This window comes from Mycobacterium sp. IS-1590, from assembly GCF_001500025.1.
In the GTDB taxonomy this organism is placed as follows: Bacteria; Actinomycetota; Actinomycetes; order Mycobacteriales; family Mycobacteriaceae; genus Mycobacterium.
Map to the genome: position 1 here is coordinate 201290 of NZ_LQIW01000001.1, position 17637 is coordinate 218926.

At 66.1% G+C, this 17637-nt stretch carries 23 protein-coding genes; 19 read left to right on the forward strand and 4 right to left on the reverse strand.

The genetic code is table 11. The annotated features are described in order from the left end of the window. Positions 1-23: 23 nt before the first annotated feature. A complete protein-coding gene (locus AU197_RS00925; RefSeq protein WP_064400511.1) occupies positions 24-1274 on the reverse strand; it encodes a cytochrome P450 in 1251 nt (416 codons plus the stop codon). A gap of 53 nt (positions 1275-1327) precedes the next feature. Between AU197_RS00925 and AU197_RS00930 the strand changes: the two genes are divergently transcribed. From AU197_RS00930 to rpsQ, 12 genes are all read left to right on the forward strand, one after another. Beyond that, on the forward strand, positions 1328-2968 hold the full coding sequence (locus AU197_RS00930; RefSeq protein WP_082696439.1) for a carboxylesterase family protein: 1641 nt from the start codon (positions 1328-1330) through the stop codon (positions 2966-2968). Between the two features lie 340 nt (positions 2969-3308). Continuing rightward, positions 3309-3614, forward strand: coding sequence for a 30S ribosomal protein S10 (gene rpsJ, locus AU197_RS00935; RefSeq protein ID WP_003883485.1), 306 nt, complete (start codon positions 3309-3311; stop codon positions 3612-3614). Between the two features lie 11 nt (positions 3615-3625). Next, a complete protein-coding gene (gene rplC / locus AU197_RS00940; protein ID WP_064400512.1) occupies positions 3626-4279 on the forward strand; it encodes a 50S ribosomal protein L3 in 654 nt (217 codons plus the stop codon). Beyond that, positions 4279-4947, forward strand: coding sequence for a 50S ribosomal protein L4 (gene rplD / locus AU197_RS00945; RefSeq protein WP_064400513.1), 669 nt, complete (start codon positions 4279-4281; stop codon positions 4945-4947). Before rplC ends, rplD begins: the two co-directional genes overlap by 1 nt. Then, a complete protein-coding gene (gene rplW / locus AU197_RS00950; RefSeq protein ID WP_064400118.1) occupies positions 4947-5249 on the forward strand; it encodes a 50S ribosomal protein L23 in 303 nt (100 codons plus the stop codon). The genes rplD and rplW overlap by 1 nt, the downstream gene beginning before the upstream one ends. A 38-nt stretch (positions 5250-5287) precedes the next feature. Next, a complete protein-coding gene (gene rplB / locus AU197_RS00955; protein WP_064400514.1) occupies positions 5288-6124 on the forward strand; it encodes a 50S ribosomal protein L2 in 837 nt (278 codons plus the stop codon). 21 nt (positions 6125-6145) lie between these two features. Further along, the gene (rpsS, locus tag AU197_RS00960; RefSeq protein WP_007167837.1) at positions 6146-6427 is read left to right on the forward strand and encodes a 30S ribosomal protein S19; all 282 of its coding nucleotides are present in this window, start codon (positions 6146-6148) and stop codon (positions 6425-6427) included. Next, positions 6427-6990 (forward strand): 50S ribosomal protein L22, encoded by a 564-nt coding sequence (gene rplV, locus AU197_RS00965; protein ID WP_064400515.1) that lies wholly within the window; start codon positions 6427-6429, stop codon positions 6988-6990. Before rpsS ends, rplV begins: the two co-directional genes overlap by 1 nt. Continuing rightward, positions 6990-7862, forward strand: a complete 873-nt coding sequence (rpsC, locus tag AU197_RS00970; RefSeq protein WP_064400516.1) for a 30S ribosomal protein S3 — start codon at positions 6990-6992, stop codon at positions 7860-7862. Before rplV ends, rpsC begins: the two co-directional genes overlap by 1 nt. Positions 7863-7865: 3 nt before the next feature. Beyond that, positions 7866-8282: a 50S ribosomal protein L16 gene (rplP, locus tag AU197_RS00975; protein ID WP_059101353.1), complete on the forward strand. Its 417-nt coding sequence runs from the start codon at positions 7866-7868 to the stop codon at positions 8280-8282. Further along, a complete protein-coding gene (gene rpmC / locus AU197_RS00980; RefSeq protein ID WP_059101354.1) occupies positions 8282-8515 on the forward strand; it encodes a 50S ribosomal protein L29 in 234 nt (77 codons plus the stop codon). The genes rplP and rpmC overlap by 1 nt, the downstream gene beginning before the upstream one ends. Next, positions 8516-8818, forward strand: a complete 303-nt coding sequence (gene rpsQ, locus AU197_RS00985; protein ID WP_064400517.1) for a 30S ribosomal protein S17 — start codon at positions 8516-8518, stop codon at positions 8816-8818. A 76-nt stretch (positions 8819-8894) separates the two neighbouring features. Here rpsQ and AU197_RS00990 read toward each other — a convergent pair whose 3' ends face one another. From AU197_RS00990 to AU197_RS01000, 3 genes are all read right to left on the reverse strand, one after another. Further along, positions 8895-10427 carry a sugar transferase gene (locus tag AU197_RS00990; protein WP_064400518.1) on the reverse strand — a complete coding sequence of 511 codons (1533 nt, stop codon included), beginning with the start codon at positions 10425-10427 and terminating at the stop codon, positions 8895-8897. Positions 10428-10565: 138 nt separating this feature from the next. Further along, positions 10566-11282, reverse strand: a complete 717-nt coding sequence (locus AU197_RS00995; protein WP_064400519.1) for a GAF domain-containing protein — start codon at positions 11280-11282, stop codon at positions 10566-10568. Between the two features lie 49 nt (positions 11283-11331). Then, complete coding sequence (locus tag AU197_RS01000; RefSeq protein ID WP_064400520.1) at positions 11332-12045, reverse strand: TetR/AcrR family transcriptional regulator; 714 nt, start codon at positions 12043-12045, stop codon at positions 11332-11334. Between the two features lie 56 nt (positions 12046-12101). On the opposite strand from AU197_RS01000, the gene AU197_RS01005 reads away from it, so the two are divergent. The 7 genes from AU197_RS01005 to AU197_RS01035 all read left to right on the forward strand — a co-directional run bounded on the left by AU197_RS01005 (position 12102) and on the right by AU197_RS01035 (position 17557). Continuing rightward, positions 12102-12782 (forward strand): DUF2306 domain-containing protein, encoded by a 681-nt coding sequence (locus tag AU197_RS01005; RefSeq protein WP_064400521.1) that lies wholly within the window; start codon positions 12102-12104, stop codon positions 12780-12782. Positions 12783-12822: 40 nt separating this feature from the next. Further along, complete coding sequence (locus AU197_RS01010) at positions 12823-15174, forward strand: arylsulfatase (RefSeq protein ID WP_064400522.1); 2352 nt, start codon at positions 12823-12825, stop codon at positions 15172-15174. Between the two features lie 29 nt (positions 15175-15203). Next, positions 15204-15896 carry a hypothetical protein gene (locus AU197_RS01015; protein WP_064400523.1) on the forward strand — a complete coding sequence of 231 codons (693 nt, stop codon included), beginning with the start codon at positions 15204-15206 and terminating at the stop codon, positions 15894-15896. 210 nt (positions 15897-16106) lie between these two features. Further along, positions 16107-16475: a 50S ribosomal protein L14 gene (rplN, locus tag AU197_RS01020; protein WP_064400524.1), complete on the forward strand. Its 369-nt coding sequence runs from the start codon at positions 16107-16109 to the stop codon at positions 16473-16475. After that, positions 16476-16799 (forward strand): 50S ribosomal protein L24, encoded by a 324-nt coding sequence (rplX, locus tag AU197_RS01025; RefSeq protein ID WP_064400525.1) that lies wholly within the window; start codon positions 16476-16478, stop codon positions 16797-16799. Next, positions 16796-17368, forward strand: a complete 573-nt coding sequence (gene rplE, locus AU197_RS01030) for a 50S ribosomal protein L5 (protein WP_064400526.1) — start codon at positions 16796-16798, stop codon at positions 17366-17368. The genes rplX and rplE overlap by 4 nt, the downstream gene beginning before the upstream one ends. Before the next feature lie 3 nt (positions 17369-17371). Continuing rightward, complete coding sequence (locus tag AU197_RS01035) at positions 17372-17557, forward strand: type Z 30S ribosomal protein S14 (RefSeq protein WP_064400527.1); 186 nt, start codon at positions 17372-17374, stop codon at positions 17555-17557. Positions 17558-17637 lie beyond the last annotated feature (80 nt).

Genomic DNA, 17637 nt, shown 5'->3' on the forward strand with positions numbered 1-17637 from the left:
ATCACCGCGATGGAGCCCGGGGTTCAACGCAGCGAGTATCTGATCGGCAGGTGTTTGAGCCCGCCGACGAAAACCGTCGCGATGAACTCCGGGTCGCCGGCCAACTCGATCGAATCGAGCCGTGGCACGAGTTCGGTGAAGAAACTGTTGATCTCCATCCGTGCCAGGGCGGCGCCGAGACAGAAGTGCACGCCGTAGCCGAACGAGAGGTGCTTGTTCGGGTCTCGGCCGACGTCGAAGCGGAATGGCTCCTCGAAGACGTCCTCGTCGCGGTTGGCCGAGACGTAGGACAGCAGCACCGACTCTCCCTGTTTGATCGGCACACCGCGCACCTCGGTGTCGGCCGTGGCGGTGCGCATGAACTCCTTGACCGGGGTGGTCCAGCGGATCATCTCCTCGACCGCGGTGCCCATCAGCTCCGGCTGCGTTTTCAAGCGGGCGAGCTGGTCCTGGTTCTCGATCAGCGCCAGCAGGCCGCCCGAGATCGCCGCGCTGGTGGTGTCGTGGCCCGCGCTGGCGACGATGACGTAGTACGACAGGCAGTCGACGTCGTTGAGGTATTCGCCGTCGATCTTGGCGTTGGCGATCGCCGAGGCCAGGTCGTCGGTGGGGTTGGCCCGGCGTTCGGCCGTCAGAGCGGTGAAGTAGCGGAAGAAGTCGGTGATGACCTCGTGCAGTTCCTGCGGGCTCTTGCCGCGGGTGAACTCGTCGTCGTCACCGCCGAACATCTCCTGGGTGAGCTTGAGCATGCGGCCGAAGTCGGATTCGGGCAGGCCGAGCAGCGACAGGATCACATAGAGCGGGAAGTTCACCGCGACCTCTTGGACGAAGTCGCATTCGGGACCTTTCTCGACCATCTTGTCCACGTAGATCTTGGCCAGCTCGTCGACGCGGGCCTTCAGCGCGCGCATCGCCTTGGGCCGGAACCAGTCCGCGCCGATCTTGCGGATGTCGCGGTGCAGCGGGTCGTCCATGTGGATCAAGGTGCGCAGCCCGCCACCGGCGGCGAGGTTGGCCTGCGACAGATCGTCGGTCGCGGCCGTGACGAGCATCGGGCGCGGTGCATTGATCCAGAGTTCGTTGTCGCGCTCGATGGCCATGATGTCGGCGTGCTTGGCGACGGCCCAGAACGGCCGGTAGTCGGGCACGTCGACATGGGAGACCGGGGCGTTCTTCCGCAGCTGGGTCAATGCGGCGTGCAGGCCGGCCTCGTCGGCGTAGGCCTTCGGATCGGCCAGCACCTTGGCGGCGTCTGCGATGATCGGCGTGCTCATAGGTCCCTCACTTGGGGTCATTCTTGACAGCTGTCAAGTATGCACTCTAAGCGATGGCGCGAGCCGGGGGATCCACGCCGCGTCAGTACGCTCGCGAGGTGGCGAGTGGAAGGGGCGGCCAGCCTGTCCGGCGCGGGGTCTGTCGCGTGGCGGCGGCACTCGCGCTGCTGGCGGCCACGGTGTCTGGTTGCGCCGAGGGGGAGACCGCCGCGGTGCAGGTTCCCGCCGACCCCGGGATCGTGCGAACCGCCGCGGGCGCAGTGCGCGGGACCGTAGCCGACGATCATCGGTACTTTGCCGGAATCCCTTATGCCGCACCGCCTGTCGGAGCACTGCGCTGGCAGCCACCGGTGCCCGTCGCGCCGTGGACGGGGTTTCGGGACGCGACTCGCCCCGGTGCGCGCTGCATCCAGGACACCAGCTCCGATGTCGACCGGCGCCCGCCCAGCGAGGACTGCCTGACCCTCAACGTATGGACCCCGCCGCCGTCGGACGAACCGCACCCGGTGATGGTGTGGATTCACGGTGGAAGCTTCCTCAACGGCAGCGGCGACATCTACCCCGCGCGGCGGTTGGCGGGCCGTGGCGTTGTCGTCGTCACGATCAACTACCGCCTCGGGGCCCTCGGCTTCCTCGCCCATCCGGCGTTCGGTTCCGGTGGTGACATCGGCAATTACGGCCTCGCCGATCAACAGGCCGCGCTGCGCTGGGTTCGCGACAACATCGCCGGATTCGGCGGAGACCCCGACAGGGTCACCATCGCGGGCGAATCGGCAGGCGGGATGGCGGTGTGCGATCACCTCGTCGCACCCGGGTCCCGGGGGCTGTTCAGCGCGGCGATCATCCAGAGCGCGCCCTGTCAGGCGCAATACGACCTGCCGGCCGCCCGGGAGGCCAGCACCGCATACGCAGCCGATGCCGGGTGCCCCGATCCCCGCGTCGCCGCGGACTGCTTACGCTCGCTGCCCGCCGATCGATTGCAGGCTCCGCTGATGTACGCCCGGTTCGGGACCGAACGCCTGAGTGGTCCGGTGGCGGGCACCGAGGCGCTGCCCGAGAACTCGTTCGTCGCGATCACCGGCGGTAAGGCCGCCCGGGTACCGGTGATGATCGGCACCACGCACGACGAACACACGCTGTTCGCGGCGCTGCAAGCGTTGCGTGGCCGGTCATTCGATGCCGCGAGTTACCCCGAACTGCTGGCCGAGGCTTTCGGGCCGCACGGGCCGGCCGTGGCGACTCTTTATCCACCCGACCGGTACGGCGGGAACGTCGCGCTGGCGTATTCGGCGGCGGTGACGGCGGCCGAATACGCCTGCGTGGCCGACCGGATGGCCGACGCCCTTGCCGACCAACCCGTCTATGCCTACGAGTTCGGTGACCGTGACGCGCCCGCACCCGAACCGTTGCGTGAGGCGCCGTTCCCGGTTGGGGCGGCGCATTCCCTGGAGTTGCGCTATCTGTTCGACGTCGGCGGCGCACCACCGCTGGATCCCGCCCAACAGCGGTTGTCCGAGCAGATGGTCGACTACTGGGCGGGGTTCGTCGCGACCGGATCACCAGGCTCCGACTGGCCGGAGCTGACCAGCGGCCCGGCCGGTGAGCGGATGTGGCTGGAACCGGACGCCAACCGCGTCATCACCAATTTCGAGCAGAAACACCACTGTGCGTTCTGGGCCGGCCTGAGACGCTGACGAGGGCCCGCCGGCCACGCGCCCGGGCGGCCGGGTATCCCGTGGCCAGGGATTTGGAGCGTGTCGTTTTCTAGGGCATACTGTTCGGGTTGCCTTGAGCCGGGACGGTGCCTGTTCGGACCGCGTGGCCGGGGCATACGACCGGCGCCCAACCGGGCGCATCCGGTGCCAATCTCGAGCGCAACGATTTTTCGGAGCGCACGAGTGCGTGTGCGGGCGACACACCCGACCGCGGGTACCGGTGGACCACAGACAGAAGAACAGCGGCGGCATAGCAGCGTGACTGCGCCGGTGAGAGCGGCCCGGTTCCGGGCCCAGTATTGAGTGAGGTAGGAGAAGCGTGGCGGGACAGAAGATCCGCATCAGGCTCAAGGCCTACGACCACGAGGCGATCGACGCCTCGGCGCGCAAGATAGTGGAAACGGTCACCAGAACCGGCGCCAGCGTGGTTGGTCCTGTGCCGCTGCCGACCGAGAAGAACGTGTATTGCGTCATCCGGTCCCCGCACAAGTACAAGGACTCGCGGGAGCACTTCGAGATGCGCACCCACAAGCGGCTGATCGACATCCTCGACCCGACGCCGAAGACCGTTGACGCTTTGATGCGCATCGATCTGCCGGCCAGCGTCGACGTCAACATCCAGTAGGAGACCAGGACATGGCTAGAAAAGGCATTCTGGGCACCAAGCTGGGCATGACGCAGGTGTTCGACGAGAACAACCGGGTCGTGCCGGTGACGGTCGTCAAGGCCGGGCCCAATGTTGTGACGCGCATCCGCACTCCGGAGCGCGATGGCTACAGCGCGGTGCAGTTGGCCTACGGCGAGATCAGCCCGCGCAAGGTCAATAAGCCTGTGACGGGCCAGTATTCGGCTGCCGGGGTCAACCCGCGCCGGCATCTGGCCGAGCTGCGGCTCGATGACGAGTCCGCCGCCGCCGAATACGAGGTCGGCCAGGAACTCACTGCCGAGATCTTCGCCGACGGCGCCTACGTCGACGTGACCGGCACCAGCAAGGGCAAGGGTTTCGCCGGCACGATGAAGCGGCACGGTTTCCGCGGCCAGGGCGCCAGCCACGGCGCACAGGCGGTGCACCGCCGCCCCGGCTCCATCGGTGGCTGCGCCACCCCCGGCCGGGTGTTCAAGGGCACGCGCATGTCGGGCCGCATGGGCAACGACCGCGTGACGACCCTGAACCTGTTGGTGCACAAGGTCGATGCCGAGAACGGCGTGCTGTTGATCAAGGGCGCAATCCCCGGCCGTAACGGCGGGCTCGTGATGGTCCGCAGCGCAATCAAGAGGAGCGAGAAGTAATGGCTCTCAAAGTTGATGTCCACACCCCGGCGGGGGCGAAAGACGGCTCCGTCGAGCTGCCCGCCGAGCTGTTCGACGTCGAGGTGAACATCGCGTTGATGCACCAGGTGGTCACCGCGCAGCTGGCCGCGGCCCGGCAGGGTACGCACTCGACCAAGACCCGCGGTGAAGTCCGCGGCGGTGGCAAGAAGCCGTACCGGCAGAAGGGCACGGGCCGCGCGCGTCAGGGCTCGATCCGGGCACCCCAGTTCACCGGCGGTGGCACCGTGCACGGTCCCAAGCCGCGCGACTACAGCGAGCGGACCCCGAAGAAGATGATCCGCGCCGCTCTGCGCGGTGCGCTGTCCGACCGGGCCCGCAACGACCGGATCCACGCCGTCACCGAGATCGTCGAGGGCCAGAAGCCGTCGACCAAGAGCGCCAAGGCGTTCCTGACCACGCTGGTCGCCGACCGCAAGCTCGAGAAGAACAAGGTGCTCGTGGTGATCGGGCGTGCCGACGAGGTCAGCGCCAAGAGCGTGCGCAATCTCCCGGGTGTGCACGTGCTCTCGCCCGATCAGCTCAACACCTACGACGTGCTGAACGCTGACGACGTGATCTTCAGCGTGGAGGCGCTCAACGCCTACATCAGCGCCAACCAGACTGCGAAAGAGGAGGTGTCGGCCTGATGGCGACCGTCACTGATCCCCGCGACATCATCCTGTCCCCGGTCATCTCCGAGAAGTCGTACGGGCTGATCGAGGACAACGTCTACACGTTCATCGTGCATCCCGACTCCAACAAGACGCAGATCAAGATCGCCATCGAGAAGATCTTCGGTGTCAAGGTGGACTCGGTGAACACCGCCAACCGGCAGGGCAAGCGCAAGCGCACCCGCACCGGATACGGGAAGCGCAAGAGCACCAAGCGGGCCATCGTGACGCTGGCCGCGGGGAGCAAGCCCATCGACCTGTTCGGAGCACCGGCTTGATTTCGTCAGGCCGGCGACGGAGGAAGACCTAGAGAATCATGGCAATTCGCAAGTACAAGCCGACGACCCCCGGTCGCCGCGGTGCCAGCGTCTCCGACTTCGCTGAGATCACCCGCGACCACCCGGAGAAGTCGCTGGTTCGTCCGCTGCACGGTCGGGGCGGCCGAAATGCGCACGGCCGCATCACCACCCGGCACAAGGGCGGGGGACACAAGCGCGCCTACCGGGTGATCGACTTCCGTCGCAATGACAAGGACGGCGTCAACGCCAGAGTCGCGCACATCGAGTACGACCCGAACCGCACCGCGAACATCGCACTGCTGCACTACCTTGACGGGGAGAAGCGCTACATCATCGCCCCCCAGGGTCTCAAGCAGGGCACCATCGTCGAGTCGGGTCCCAACGCCGACATCAAGCCGGGCAACAATCTTCCGCTGCGCAACATCCCCGCGGGCACGCTGGTGCATGCGGTGGAACTGCGGCCGGGCGGCGGCGCCAAACTCGCGCGCTCGGCCGGCTCCAGCATCCAGTTGCTGGGCAAGGAAGGCACCTACGCGTCGCTGCGTATGCCGTCGGGTGAGATCCGCCGCGTCGACGTGCGCTGCCGCGCCACCGTCGGTGAGGTGGGCAACGCCGAGCAGGCGAACATCAACTGGGGCAAGGCCGGCCGCATGCGGTGGAAGGGCAAGCGCCCCACCGTCCGTGGCGTCGTGATGAACCCGGTCGACCACCCGCACGGTGGTGGTGAGGGTAAGACCTCCGGTGGTCGTCACCCGGTGAGCCCGTGGGGTAAGCCCGAAGGCCGCACCCGCAAGCCGAACAAAGCGAGCAACAAGCTCATCGTCCGTCGCCGGCGCACCGGCAAGAAGCGCTGAGAGTAGGCAGGTACAAGGAATATGCCACGCAGCCTGAAGAAGGGCCCGTTCGTCGACGACCATCTGTTGAAGAAGGTCGACGCGCAGAACGAGAAGAACACCAAGCAGGTCATCAAGACCTGGTCGCGTCGGTCGACCATCATCCCCGACTTCATCGGGCACACCTTCGCGGTGCATGACGGCCGCAAGCATGTCCCGGTGTTCGTCACCGAGGCGATGGTCGGGCACAAGCTCGGCGAGTTCGCCCCCACCCGCACCTTCAAGGGTCACATCAAGGATGACCGGAAGGCGAAGAGGCGCTAATGACTACAGCGATTGAATATCCGTCCGCGACGGCGAAGGCGCGCTTCGTGCGCGTATCGCCGACGAAGGCGCGCCGCGTCATCGACCTGGTGCGCGGCAAGTCTGTGGCCGAAGCGCTGGACATCCTGCGGTGGGCTCCGCAGGCGGCCAGCGAGCCGGTCGCCAAGGTCATCGCCAGCGCGGCGGCCAACGCGCAGAACAACGAGGGCCTGGACCCGTCCACCCTCGTGGTCGCGACCGTCTACGCCGACGAGGGACCGACCGCCAAGCGCATCCGGCCGCGCGCGCAGGGCCGTGCGTTCCGTATTCGCAAGCGCACCAGCCACATCACGGTGATCGTGGAAAGCAGAGTGCGCCAGGAGCAGCGGGGCGGCGGCCAGTCGGCCAGCGCGGCTCGGGCGCGTCGCGCCCAGGGCAGCAAGGCCAAGAGCGCTGAAGCGGCCAAGAAGGCTCCCGCCAACAAGGCCGCAGAGCAGACCCCCGCCAAGAAGGCGCCCGCCAAGAAGGCGGCGCCCAAGAAATCGACTGCTGAAGCGTCCGATGCGAAGGAGGGCTCGGAGTAGTGGGCCAGAAAATCAATCCCCACGGCTTCCGGCTCGGTATCACCACCGACTGGAAGTCGCGGTGGTACGCCGATAAGCAGTACAAGGATTACGTCAAGGAGGACGTCGCGATCCGACGGCTGCTGGCCACCGGTCTCGAGCGCGCAGGCATCGCCGACGTGGAGATCGAGCGCACCCGTGACCGCGTGCGTGTGGACATCCACACCGCACGCCCGGGCATCGTGATCGGCCGCCGCGGAACCGAAGCCGACCGTATTCGCGCCGACCTGGAGAAGCTGACCGGCAAGCAGGTGCAGCTGAACATCCTCGAGGTGAAGAATCCCGAGTCGCAGGCGCAGTTGGTGGCCCAGGGCGTTGCCGAGCAGCTGTCCAACCGCGTGGCCTTCCGCCGTGCCATGCGCAAGGCGATCCAGTCCGCCATGCGCCAGCCCAACGTCAAGGGCATCCGCGTGCAGTGCTCGGGTCGCCTCGGCGGCGCCGAGATGAGCCGCTCGGAGTTCTACCGGGAGGGTCGCGTGCCGCTGCACACGCTGCGCGCCGACATCGATTACGGCCTGTACGAGGCCAAGACGACCTTCGGCCGTATCGGTGTGAAGGTGTGGATCTACAAGGGCGACATCGTCGGTGGCAAGCGTGAGCTGGCCGCTGCCGTGCCCGCCGGCGCGGATCGGCCGCGTCGCGAGCGTCCTTCGGGCACCCGGCCCCGCCGCAGCGGCGCGTCGGGCACCACGGCGACGAGCACCGAGGCCGGCCGGGCCGCCACGGGCGGTTCCGAGAGCGGCACCGCTCCGGCAGGCAGTGCGGCGGACAACGCCGCGGCTCCGCAGGCGGCAGCGGCGGCCGAGACGCCTACCGAAAACACGGAGAGCTGAATCATGTTGATTCCCCGCAAGGTCAAGCACCGCAAGCAACACCATCCCAGGCAGCGTGGCATCGCCAGCGGCGGCACGACGGTGAGCTTCGGTGACTACGGCATCCAGGCGTTGGAACACGCCTACATCACCAACCGGCAGATCGAGTCCGCGCGTATCGCGATCAACCGACACATCAAGCGTGGCGGCAAGGTGTGGATCAACATCTTCCCGGACCGCCCGCTGACCAAGAAGCCGGCCGAGACGCGCATGGGTTCCGGTAAGGGCTCGCCCGAGTGGTGGGTGGCCAACGTCAAACCGGGCCGGGTGTTATTCGAGTTGAGCTACCCCGATGAGGCCACCGCCCGGGCCGCGCTGACCCGTGCGATCCACAAGCTGCCGATCAAGGCACGCATCGTTACCCGAGAGGAGCACTTCTGATGGCAGTGGGAGTGACGCCGGGCGAACTGCGCGAGCTGACCGACGACGAATTGAAGGATCGGCTGCGCGAGTCCAAGGAAGAGCTGTTCAACCTGCGCTTCCAGATGGCGACCGGCCAATTGTCGAACAACCGCCGGCTTCGCACGGTGCGTCAGGAAATCGCGCGCGTGTACACCGTGCTGCGCGAACGTGAGTTGGGTCTGGCCTCCGGACCCGTGGGTGAGGATTCGTAAATGGCAGAGAACACGGCAAAGGGGCCCAAGTACACCCCGCGCAAGGACGAGGAGCGTGGCCGCCGCAAGACGGCCATCGGGTACGTGGTTTCGGACAAGATGCAGAAGACCATCGTGGTTGAGCTGGAGGATCGTAAGAGCCACCCGCTCTACGGCAAGATCATCCGCACCACCAAGAAGGTCAAGGCACACGACGAGAACGACAGCGCGGGCATCGGCGACCGGGTGTCGCTGATGGAGACCCGACCGCTGTCGGCGACCAAGCGCTGGCGGCTCGTCGAAATTCTCGAGAAGGCCAAATAGGCCGCACGGCAAGGAAGCCCCCGAGCACCACGCGATTTCACGCCGCAAAGGTGTCGGGGGTTTTCGCTTTCGGCGCTCAGTCTTCCGCGGGCCGCAGCACCGCCAGCACGGTCAGGATCAATATCTTGACATCCAGGAGCAGCGACCAGTTGTCGATGTAGTAGTTGTCCCACTCGGCACGGTCGGCAATCGAGGTCTGCCCCCGGAAACCGTGCACCTGGGCCCAGCCCGTCATGCCCGCCTTCACCCGGTGACGCTGGCCGTAACGGCGCACGTGCATCTCGAAAAGCTCGACGAACTCCGGCCGCTCGGGGCGTGGGCCGACCAGGCTCATCTCGCCGCGCAGCACGTTGATCAGCTGAGGCAGTTCGTCCAGCGAGGCCTTGCGCATGATGCGGCCGATGCGGGTGCGTCGATCCTCGCCCTCGACCCCGCCCGGCGCCGTGCCGTCCTCGGGTTCGAAGCTCGCAGCGGTCGTGTCGGGCAGGCGCATGGTGCGGAACTTCAAGCAGCCGAACACCTTTCCGTCGCGTCCGATCCGCTCTTGAGTGAAGAAGACCGGGCCCGGCGAGCTGAGCTTGACCGCCATCGCGAGTATGAGCAGTAACGGCGAGATGAGCACGAGACCGAACAGCGCGGCGACGCGGTCGCCGCCATGCTTGACGGCGAATTGCCAGCCTCTCGGGTTGACCCGCGTCAAAACCATGAGCGGAACGCCGCCCATGTGCTCAATTCGGGTGCCACTGCCTACCGAGTCCATCAACCGCGGCACCACCCGCACCCGCAGCCCGAGTTCCTGAGCCTGCTGGGCGGTCCGGGACAGCTGTTCGTCGGGCAACGTGGACGGAGCGATGATGAGCTCCTCGGCCCGCGTGGCGCGCACGGCGCTCTCGAGATCGTTCGTGCCGCCCAGGTACGGGACGTCGAACATCTCGACATCTTTCGGCCGCATGTCGTCGAGCACACCGACCGGACACATGCCGTAGTCACGGATCTGACGCATCCGGGAAATGAGTTGGTGGGCAACCGGGTCGGAGCCGACGATCAAGGCCGGCCTGCCGACTTCGAACCTCCTTCGCAGCCAGCGGTTCACCAACGACCGGGCCAGGCGTACCACGGGAATGAGAATGGCGGCGAACACCCAGATCTTCAGGACGAGCTCGCTCGGGCGAACGTAGGGCGCGAGAACCTCTCCGACCGGGAGACGAGGCACCAGGAGAACCATCAGGGTCAACGTCGCCAGGGCGGCCACCGCGATCGACGTGGCCACGGGCTCGAACTGGTCCAGGAACCCCTCGTTCAGCTTCTGTCGATACATCGACCGGGTGGCCATCACGATCAGCAGCATCGGGACGAACAGCCACGAGAACAGGGCGATGTTGCGGGCGTGCTCCATGTCGCCGGGAATCCACCACTGGGCCAGCGCCACTGCGGCCGCGGCCAGCACGGCGTCGATCGCCACGGTGATCGCCGAATACCACGGATCGACGCGGAGAACTTCGACCCAGCGCGGTGCCGGATTCGGGGACGGAGCCGGCACGACCTGCAACCGCGGCACTGTCGGACGGCTACTAGGCAAGTCCTCCGATACATCCGCCTTAAGCTGCATTTACCACTCTCTCGGACGGAACTGGCAACGATGTTAGATGCACTGTACCGACCGCAATGTCAAAACGCCCAGCCAAATCGACCGTTGACAACGTGCACTTCCGCCCGGCCGAAACTCGGGTTTGCTGAAGGTCTGCTCTCAGGCGTTTGAAGTGGGCGGGGTGGCGAAAATTCGCTCCACGGTCAGTTGCGCCAAATCGCTCAGGATCTGGACGTGACCGGTACTCCACTGTCGGGGCTTGCTATCCGACACGCACAGCGTGCCGACGGCGTGGCCGTCCTGATCGATCAAGGGGATGCCGAGGTAGGCCGCCATCGCGCCGCCGCGCACCACCGGATGGTTCATGAAGACGGGATCGGTCCGTGCATCCTCGACAACCAGGGGGGCTTTGTCGGCCACCGTGTACTGACAGATGGACTGCTCCAACGGCATTGCTCGTTCCTCGATGGAGAGCTTTCCCATCCCGGCGGTGCTCTTGTAGTAGGTGCGGTCGGCATCGACCAGACTCACCGCCGCAAACGGGGTCCCCAGGGCTTCGGTTGCCGCGCGGGTGATTCGGTCGTAGGCCGGTTCCGGCGGTGAGTCGAGCAGTCCGGTGGAGCGCAGTGAGCTCAGTCGATCGGGGTCGTTGATGACTGTCGACACGTCCGGCATCGATCCGCTGTCGAGCACCCCCGCTTCCGACAGGTGCGAAAGTAGTTCCTTGGCCGAGACCTTGGTGCGCATCTGATCGGCGACCATTTGTGCGGCGACAGCACGCGCGACGTAGGTTTCCACGTCGGTGCCGGCATTGCGCGCGCACTCTTCGAGCTGACGGTTCAGCCACTCATCGAAACGCCGAAACGAGCGAGTCACGAAGCGAACGGTATACGAATCGACTGATCCGCACGTATCGGTCGAACATTCAACGCGCGGCTCGATGTGTCGCAGACCCGATTCTGGTGGCGATCCCATCGAGCAGTTGACTCAACCCGGACCGGAAGTCGGCGTGTGGGTCGTTGTCGGTGTGGTCGAAGGCACCTTCCTGCAGCGCCGCAGCAAGCGCCGGAAATCGTTTCGGGTCCAGCAGCCCGCGAAGGAGCGCCGGGTAGTCCGGCCAATCGAGTCGATCCGCCTCGATGTCGACGGCCGCAGCGCCGCGGACGAAGTGCAGCACCGCCATGACCGCGGCGAGTTTCTCGCGTTCGGTGAGCCCGGTGTCGGCAAGTGCGGCCAGCCCCGCGTCCAGCCACGCGACCTGCCCCGGATCGGCCGGCGGCCCCGCCGACACGGCCTGCAGCACCCACGGATGGCGGTGGTAGACATCCCACAGACCGTCCGCCCAATGTGACAGTGCCTCAGTCCAATTCGCGACCTCGCCGGTTGGCGGGCGGCCGACGGCGGCAGCCGACATGAATATCACGAGCTCGTCCTTGTTGGCCACATGCCGGTAGAGCGACATCGTGCCGCAACCCAGGCGCTCGGCCAGCCGTGCCATCGACAGAGCGTGCAGTCCTTCGGTGTCGGCCAGTTCGACGGCTGCGCGCACGATGCGCTCCCGGTTCAGCCCGCTCGACCGTGCGGGCCGGCCGGGCTCGTGCCACAGGAGTTCCAGTGCGCGCGGTAGGGAATCGCTCATCGGTCCTCAGCCTAAGCCACTGGACACCGTGCGCGTATGCCGTACGCTTATTGCGTATGACATACGCACCTGATCCGGTATCGCGTCTGTGGGCGCTCGCGCTCGCGGTCGTCGTCGCGTGCTTCCTGGGCTTTTCCGTGCCGCCGTATCTCACCGGCGGCACCCGAGTGCCCGCCACATTCGCCTTGCATCACCCGCTGTTGGTGTTCCATGTGATGGTCGCGAGCGCCGCGATGGTCACCGCGGTGGTGCAGATCTGGCCCCGGCTCCGTATCCGCCGTCCCGCGTTGCACCGCCGTTGCGGTCGTGTCTACGTCGCCACCGCGGTCCCGGCGGCCGCATCCGCGATGGTGATCGGGGCCCTCACTCCCTTCGGGCCGCTGCTCGCTGTCAGCAACGTGACGCTCGGCGCTCTGTGGTTGTGGTTCACCGTGAGGGGATACGTCGCGGTGCGGAGTCGACGCATCGCAGATCATCGGCGTGACATGGTGCGCAGCGCCGCTCTCGCACTGTCGGTGATCACGAACCGGATCTGGACGCCGGTCATCTACATTTCCTGTCAGCCCTTGCAGAACAACGTTTTTGCCGGTAACGCCGAGCACTTTCAATGGTTCGCCGCGGGAGTGGGCGCCTGGCTGGGGTGGACGGTTCCTCTCGTATTCGTTCAGTGGTGGCTGGGCAGGCGACCGGTGACGGCGTCGTCGAATCGTCAGCTAACCGCGACGCCCCGGGTGTAATCTCCGGGCCACACTGCGACCGAGACGGACAAGGCGGGGCATGGCAACCGAATTCAACGGCAAGATCGAACTCGACATCCGAGACTCCGAACCGGACTGGGGCCCGTACGCAGCACCGACCGCCCCCGAAGGCGTCCCCAACGTGCTCTACCTCGTCTGGGACGACATCGGAATCGCCACATGGGACTGCTTCGGTGGCCTCGTCGAGATGCCCACGATGAGCCGTATCGCCGAACGCGGGGTTCGACTGTCGCAGTTTCACACCACCGCGCTGTGTTCACCGACCAGGGCCTCCCTGTTGACCGGTCGCAATCCGACGACGGTCGGCATGGCGACCATCGAGGAGTTCACCGAAGGCTTTCCCGGCTGCAACGGACGGATCCCGTTCGACACCGCGCTGCTGTCCGAGGTGCTGGCCGAACACGGATACAACACGTACTGCGTCGGCAAGTGGCATCTGACACCGCTCGAGGAGTCGAATCTGGCCTCCACCAAACGCCATTGGCCGCTGTCGCGCGGCTTCGAGCGGTTCTACGGGTTCATGGGCGGTGAAACCGACCAGTGGTATCCGGAACTGGTCTACGACAACCATCCCGTCGCGCCACCCGCGGCGCCCGAGGACGGTTACCACCTGTCAAAGGATCTGGCGGACAAGACCATCGAATTCATCCGCGATGCGAAGGTCATCGCGCCGGACAAGCCGTGGTTCTCCTACGTCTGCCCGGGAGCCGGGCACGCCCCGCACCACGTCTTCGCCGAGTGGGCCGACCGCTACGCCGGCAAGTTCGACATGGGCTACGAGCGATACCGCGAGATCGTGCTGGAGAACCAGAAGAAGCTCGGCATCGTTCCCCCCGACACCGAACTGTCGCCGATGAATCCGCACGGAGAAGTCAAGGGGCCCAACGGTGAACCGTGGCCGACGCAGGACACGGTGCGGCCGTGGGATGAGCTCGGCGACGACGAGAAGCGCCTCTTCGCGCGCATGGCCGAAGTGTTCGCCGGATTCCTGTCCTACACCGATGCGCAGATCGGTCGCATCCTCGACTACCTGGAGGAGTCGGGTCAGCTCGACAACACGATCATCGTCGTCATCTCCGACAACGGCGCGAGCGGCGAAGGTGGCCCGAACGGCTCGGTGAACGAGGTCAAATTCTTCAACGGGTACATCGACACCGTCGAGGACGGACTGCGTCTCATCGACAACCTCGGCGGCCCGGAGACCTACAACCACTATCCGACCGGCTGGGCGATGGCGTTCAACGCACCGTACAAACTCTTCAAGCGGTACGCCTCGCACGAAGGAGGGATCGCTGACCCCGCGATCATCTCCTGGCCCAAAGGGATCGCCGCACACGGCGAGGTGCGAGACGCCTACATCAACGTCTGTGACGTCACGCCGACGATCTATCAGCTCCTTGGCATCACCCCGCCGGACACCGTCAAGGGTGTGCCGCAAAAACCCTTGGACGGTGTGAGTTTCGCTGCCGCACTGCGGGATTCGTCGGCCACCACAGACAAGCACACGCAGTTCTACACGATGCTCGGGACCCGGGGGATCTGGCACGACGGCTGGTTCGCCAACACCGTGCACGCCGCGTCCCCGGCTGGTTGGGGGCATTTCGACAGCGACCGGTGGGAGTTGTTCCACATCGAATCCGACCGTAGCCAGTGCCAAGATCTGGCCGCCGAAAACCCGGCCAAACTCGAAGAACTCAAGCAACTCTGGTTCACCGAGGCCGACAGGTACAACGGGCTGCCGCTCGGCGACCTGAACATCTTCGACACGATCTCGCGGTGGCGGCCGAGCCTGGCGGGCCGGCGTGAGTCGTACCGCTACTACCCGGGCACAGCCGACGTCGGCATGGGAGCTGCGGTCGAGCTACAAGGACGGTCGTTCGCGGCCATGGCCGAGATGGTGATCGACACGACGAGTGTCGAAGGCGTGATCTTCAAGCACGGAGGCGCGCACGGCGGCCACGCGATGTTCGTCCAGGACGGGCGGCTGCACTACGTCTACAACTTCCTGGGCGAAGACGAGCAGCGAATGTCGTCACCGGATGCGGTCCCGTTGGGGCGACACTCGTTCGGGGTCGCGTATGTGCGAACGGGTACCGCCGAAGGCAGCCATACCCCCATCGGGGACGCCGCCTTGTACATCGACGACCAGCAGGTCGCGACGTTTCGCGAGATGCGGGTCCACCCGGGAACGTTCGGGCTCGCCGGCGCGAGTCTGAGCATCGGCAGGAACGCCGGTTCCCCGGTTTGCCGTTCGTACAAACCCCCGTTCGCGTTCACCGGTGGCACCATCGTCGCGGTGAACATCGACGTCTCGGGCAAACCGTATCTGGATTTGGAAAAGGAGTTCGCGCGCGCCTTCGCGCAGGACTAAAGCACCAGGGTCGAGGCGGGACGGATTCCATGAAGTACGCCGTGGGACAGGCGATCGCGCTGACGTGCCTGTTGACGGCCTGTGTCGACAACAGCGAAGGCGTACCCGTCGCCGAGGAGGCCGTCGTCTCCGATACGACGATCTCCAACACCTCGACGCCGTCATCGACCGTGCCGTCGGACCCGCAGGCCGAGACGGCACAGCCCGGCATCGTGCCGACCCCGCAACCGTCGGCGGCCAGCGGCGCCTGCAACCTGGCGGGCCCGCCACCCGAGCAGGTGTCGGCCGCGGTGCCCGATCCGGCGGCACCGAAAATCACGGTCGCCCTACCGGCGGGATGGTCAACGACGGCGGGCCAGGGGGATGTCGGGCTGCGGCTGACCGGACCGGACGGGATGTGGGCGACGGTCACGATCGCCAAGACCTCGCTGCCGCCGGCCGAAGCGTTCGAACGCTATGCCGACGACGCGGTGGCGGCGTCCGACATCAGCACGCTGAGCGTGCTCCCGGCCGAGCTGTGCGGCTACAGCGGTCAGAAGATGCTCGGGTCGTGGGCGGATTCCCCCGGGCCCGCGGTCGAGTTCGGGGACCGGATTGCGCACATTCCGACGAGCACCGGCGACTACCTGGTGGCGGTGCACGTGGAGGCTCCCGCCCAGACGGCGGGCTTTGACCCGCTGACCTCGCCGTTGCTGGGCGAGTTCGGCATCATCGTTCCCTGAGCGGGGCGCTTGCGGCGCAGGGGCGGGGTTCAGCCGGTGTGATCAGCGGCGATTTGGCTTCCTGCAGGTCCTCCCATAGAATCAGGCGGTTGCCTTGGGCAGACCTCGGTTCTCTTCGAGAAAACCCCGCGTGCCCTTCGGTGACAGCAAGACCGCGTACGTCCAGGTCGGTATCTGGCGTGCATACAAAAACCAGGTCGAGGAGATCGAGTGATTCAGCAGGAATCGCGGCTCAAGGTCGCCGACAACACGGGCGCCAGGGAGATCCTGTGCATCCGCGTGCTCGGCGGCTCGTCGCGGCGCTATGCCGGCATCGGCGATGTCATCGTGGCGACCGTCAAGGAAGCCATTCCCGGCGGCAACGTCAAGCGTGGCGAGATCGTCAAGGCCGTCGTCGTGCGCACCGTCAAGGAGCGCCGTCGCGCCGACGGAAGCTACATCAAGTTCGACGAGAACGCCGCCGTCATCATCAAGGCCGACAACGACCCGCGCGGCACCCGCATCTTCGGCCCCGTCGGTCGCGAACTGCGCGAGAAGCGCTTCATGAAGATCGTCTCGCTTGCCCCGGAGGTGTTGTAGATGAAGGTCCACAAGGGCGACACCGTGCTGGTCATCTCCGGCAAGGACAAGGGCGCCAAGGGCAAGGTGCTGGTCGCCTACCCGGCGCGCAACAAAGTGCTCGTCGAGGGCGTCAACCGGATCAAGAAGCACACCGCGGTGTCGAGCAACGAGCGCGGCGCACAGTCCGGCGGCATCGTCACCCAGGAGGCGCCGATCGACGTCTCGAACGTGATGGTCGTCGACTCCGACGGCAAGCCCACCCGCATCACCTACCGGGTTGACGAGGAGACCGGCAAGAAGGTCCGCATCGCCAAGACCAACGGCAAGGACATCAACTCATGACCACCGTCGAAAACACCGCAAAAACCCTGCCGCGCCTCAAGCAGCGGTATCGCGAGGAGATCCGCGACGCACTGGCCAAGGAGTTCGGCTACGCGAACGTCATGCAGATCCCCGGCGTGGTCAAGGTCGTCGTCAACATGGGCGTCGGTGACGCCGCCCGTGACGCGAAGCTGATCAACGGCGCGGTCAATGATCTCGCGCTGATCACCGGCCAGAAGCCGGAGATCCGGCGGGCGCGTAAGTCCATCGCGCAGTTCAAGCTTCGCGAGGGCATGCCGATCGGCGCTCGCGTCACGCTGCGCGGCGACCGGATGTGGGAGTTCCTCGACCGGTTGATCTCGATTGCGCTGCCGCGTATTCGCGACTTCCGCGGCCTGAGCCCCAAGCAGTTCGACGGCACCGGCAACTACACCTTCGGGCTCACCGAGCAGTCGGTGTTCCACGAGATCGACGTGGACTCCATCGACCGCCCCCGTGGCATGGACATCACCGTCGTCACCTCGGCGACGAACGACGACGAAGGACGAGCGCTGCTGCGGGCGCTGGGCTTTCCGTTCAAGGAGAACTGAGTAATGGCAAAGAAGGCACTGGTCAACAAGGCCAACAAGAAGCCGAAGTTCGAGGTGCGCGCCTACACCCGCTGCCAGCGGTGCGGCCGCCCACGCGCCGTCTTCCGCAAGTTCGGCCTGTGCCGGATCTGCCTGCGCGAGATGGCGCATGCCGGCGAACTGCCCGGCGTGCAGAAGAGCAGCTGGTAATCCAGCCCGAGAGACCAGACCAACCAAACAGGTTGCGGCAGGCCCGACTCCAGGCTTTGGGGCTGGGAACCACCGCGAGA

Bases quoted from the DNA above. Each gene is read 5' to 3' on its own strand.
- AU197_RS00925 (WP_064400511.1), bottom strand. From the start codon at position 1,274: ATGAGCACGCCGATCATCGCAGACGCCGCCAAGGTGCTGGCCGATCCG.
- AU197_RS00930 (WP_082696439.1), top strand. From the start codon at position 1,328: ATGGCGCGAGCCGGGGGATCCACGCCGCGTCAGTACGCTCGCGAGGTG.
- rplC (WP_064400512.1), top strand. From the start codon at position 3,626: ATGGCTAGAAAAGGCATTCTGGGCACCAAGCTGGGCATGACGCAGGTG.
- rplD (WP_064400513.1), top strand. From the start codon at position 4,279: ATGGCTCTCAAAGTTGATGTCCACACCCCGGCGGGGGCGAAAGACGGC.
- rplW (WP_064400118.1), top strand. From the start codon at position 4,947: ATGGCGACCGTCACTGATCCCCGCGACATCATCCTGTCCCCGGTCATC.
- rplB (WP_064400514.1), top strand. From the start codon at position 5,288: ATGGCAATTCGCAAGTACAAGCCGACGACCCCCGGTCGCCGCGGTGCC.
- rpsS (WP_007167837.1), top strand. From the start codon at position 6,146: ATGCCACGCAGCCTGAAGAAGGGCCCGTTCGTCGACGACCATCTGTTG.
- rplV (WP_064400515.1), top strand. From the start codon at position 6,427: ATGACTACAGCGATTGAATATCCGTCCGCGACGGCGAAGGCGCGCTTC.
- rplP (WP_059101353.1), top strand. From the start codon at position 7,866: ATGTTGATTCCCCGCAAGGTCAAGCACCGCAAGCAACACCATCCCAGG.
- rpmC (WP_059101354.1), top strand. From the start codon at position 8,282: ATGGCAGTGGGAGTGACGCCGGGCGAACTGCGCGAGCTGACCGACGAC.
- rpsQ (WP_064400517.1), top strand. From the start codon at position 8,516: ATGGCAGAGAACACGGCAAAGGGGCCCAAGTACACCCCGCGCAAGGAC.
- AU197_RS00990 (WP_064400518.1), bottom strand. From the start codon at position 10,427: ATGCAGCTTAAGGCGGATGTATCGGAGGACTTGCCTAGTAGCCGTCCG.
- AU197_RS01000 (WP_064400520.1), bottom strand. From the start codon at position 12,045: ATGAGCGATTCCCTACCGCGCGCACTGGAACTCCTGTGGCACGAGCCC.
- AU197_RS01005 (WP_064400521.1), top strand. From the start codon at position 12,102: ATGACATACGCACCTGATCCGGTATCGCGTCTGTGGGCGCTCGCGCTC.
- AU197_RS01010 (WP_064400522.1), top strand. From the start codon at position 12,823: ATGGCAACCGAATTCAACGGCAAGATCGAACTCGACATCCGAGACTCC.
- AU197_RS01015 (WP_064400523.1), top strand. From the start codon at position 15,204: ATGAAGTACGCCGTGGGACAGGCGATCGCGCTGACGTGCCTGTTGACG.
- rplX (WP_064400525.1), top strand. From the start codon at position 16,476: ATGAAGGTCCACAAGGGCGACACCGTGCTGGTCATCTCCGGCAAGGAC.
- rplE (WP_064400526.1), top strand. From the start codon at position 16,796: ATGACCACCGTCGAAAACACCGCAAAAACCCTGCCGCGCCTCAAGCAG.
- AU197_RS01035 (WP_064400527.1), top strand. From the start codon at position 17,372: ATGGCAAAGAAGGCACTGGTCAACAAGGCCAACAAGAAGCCGAAGTTC.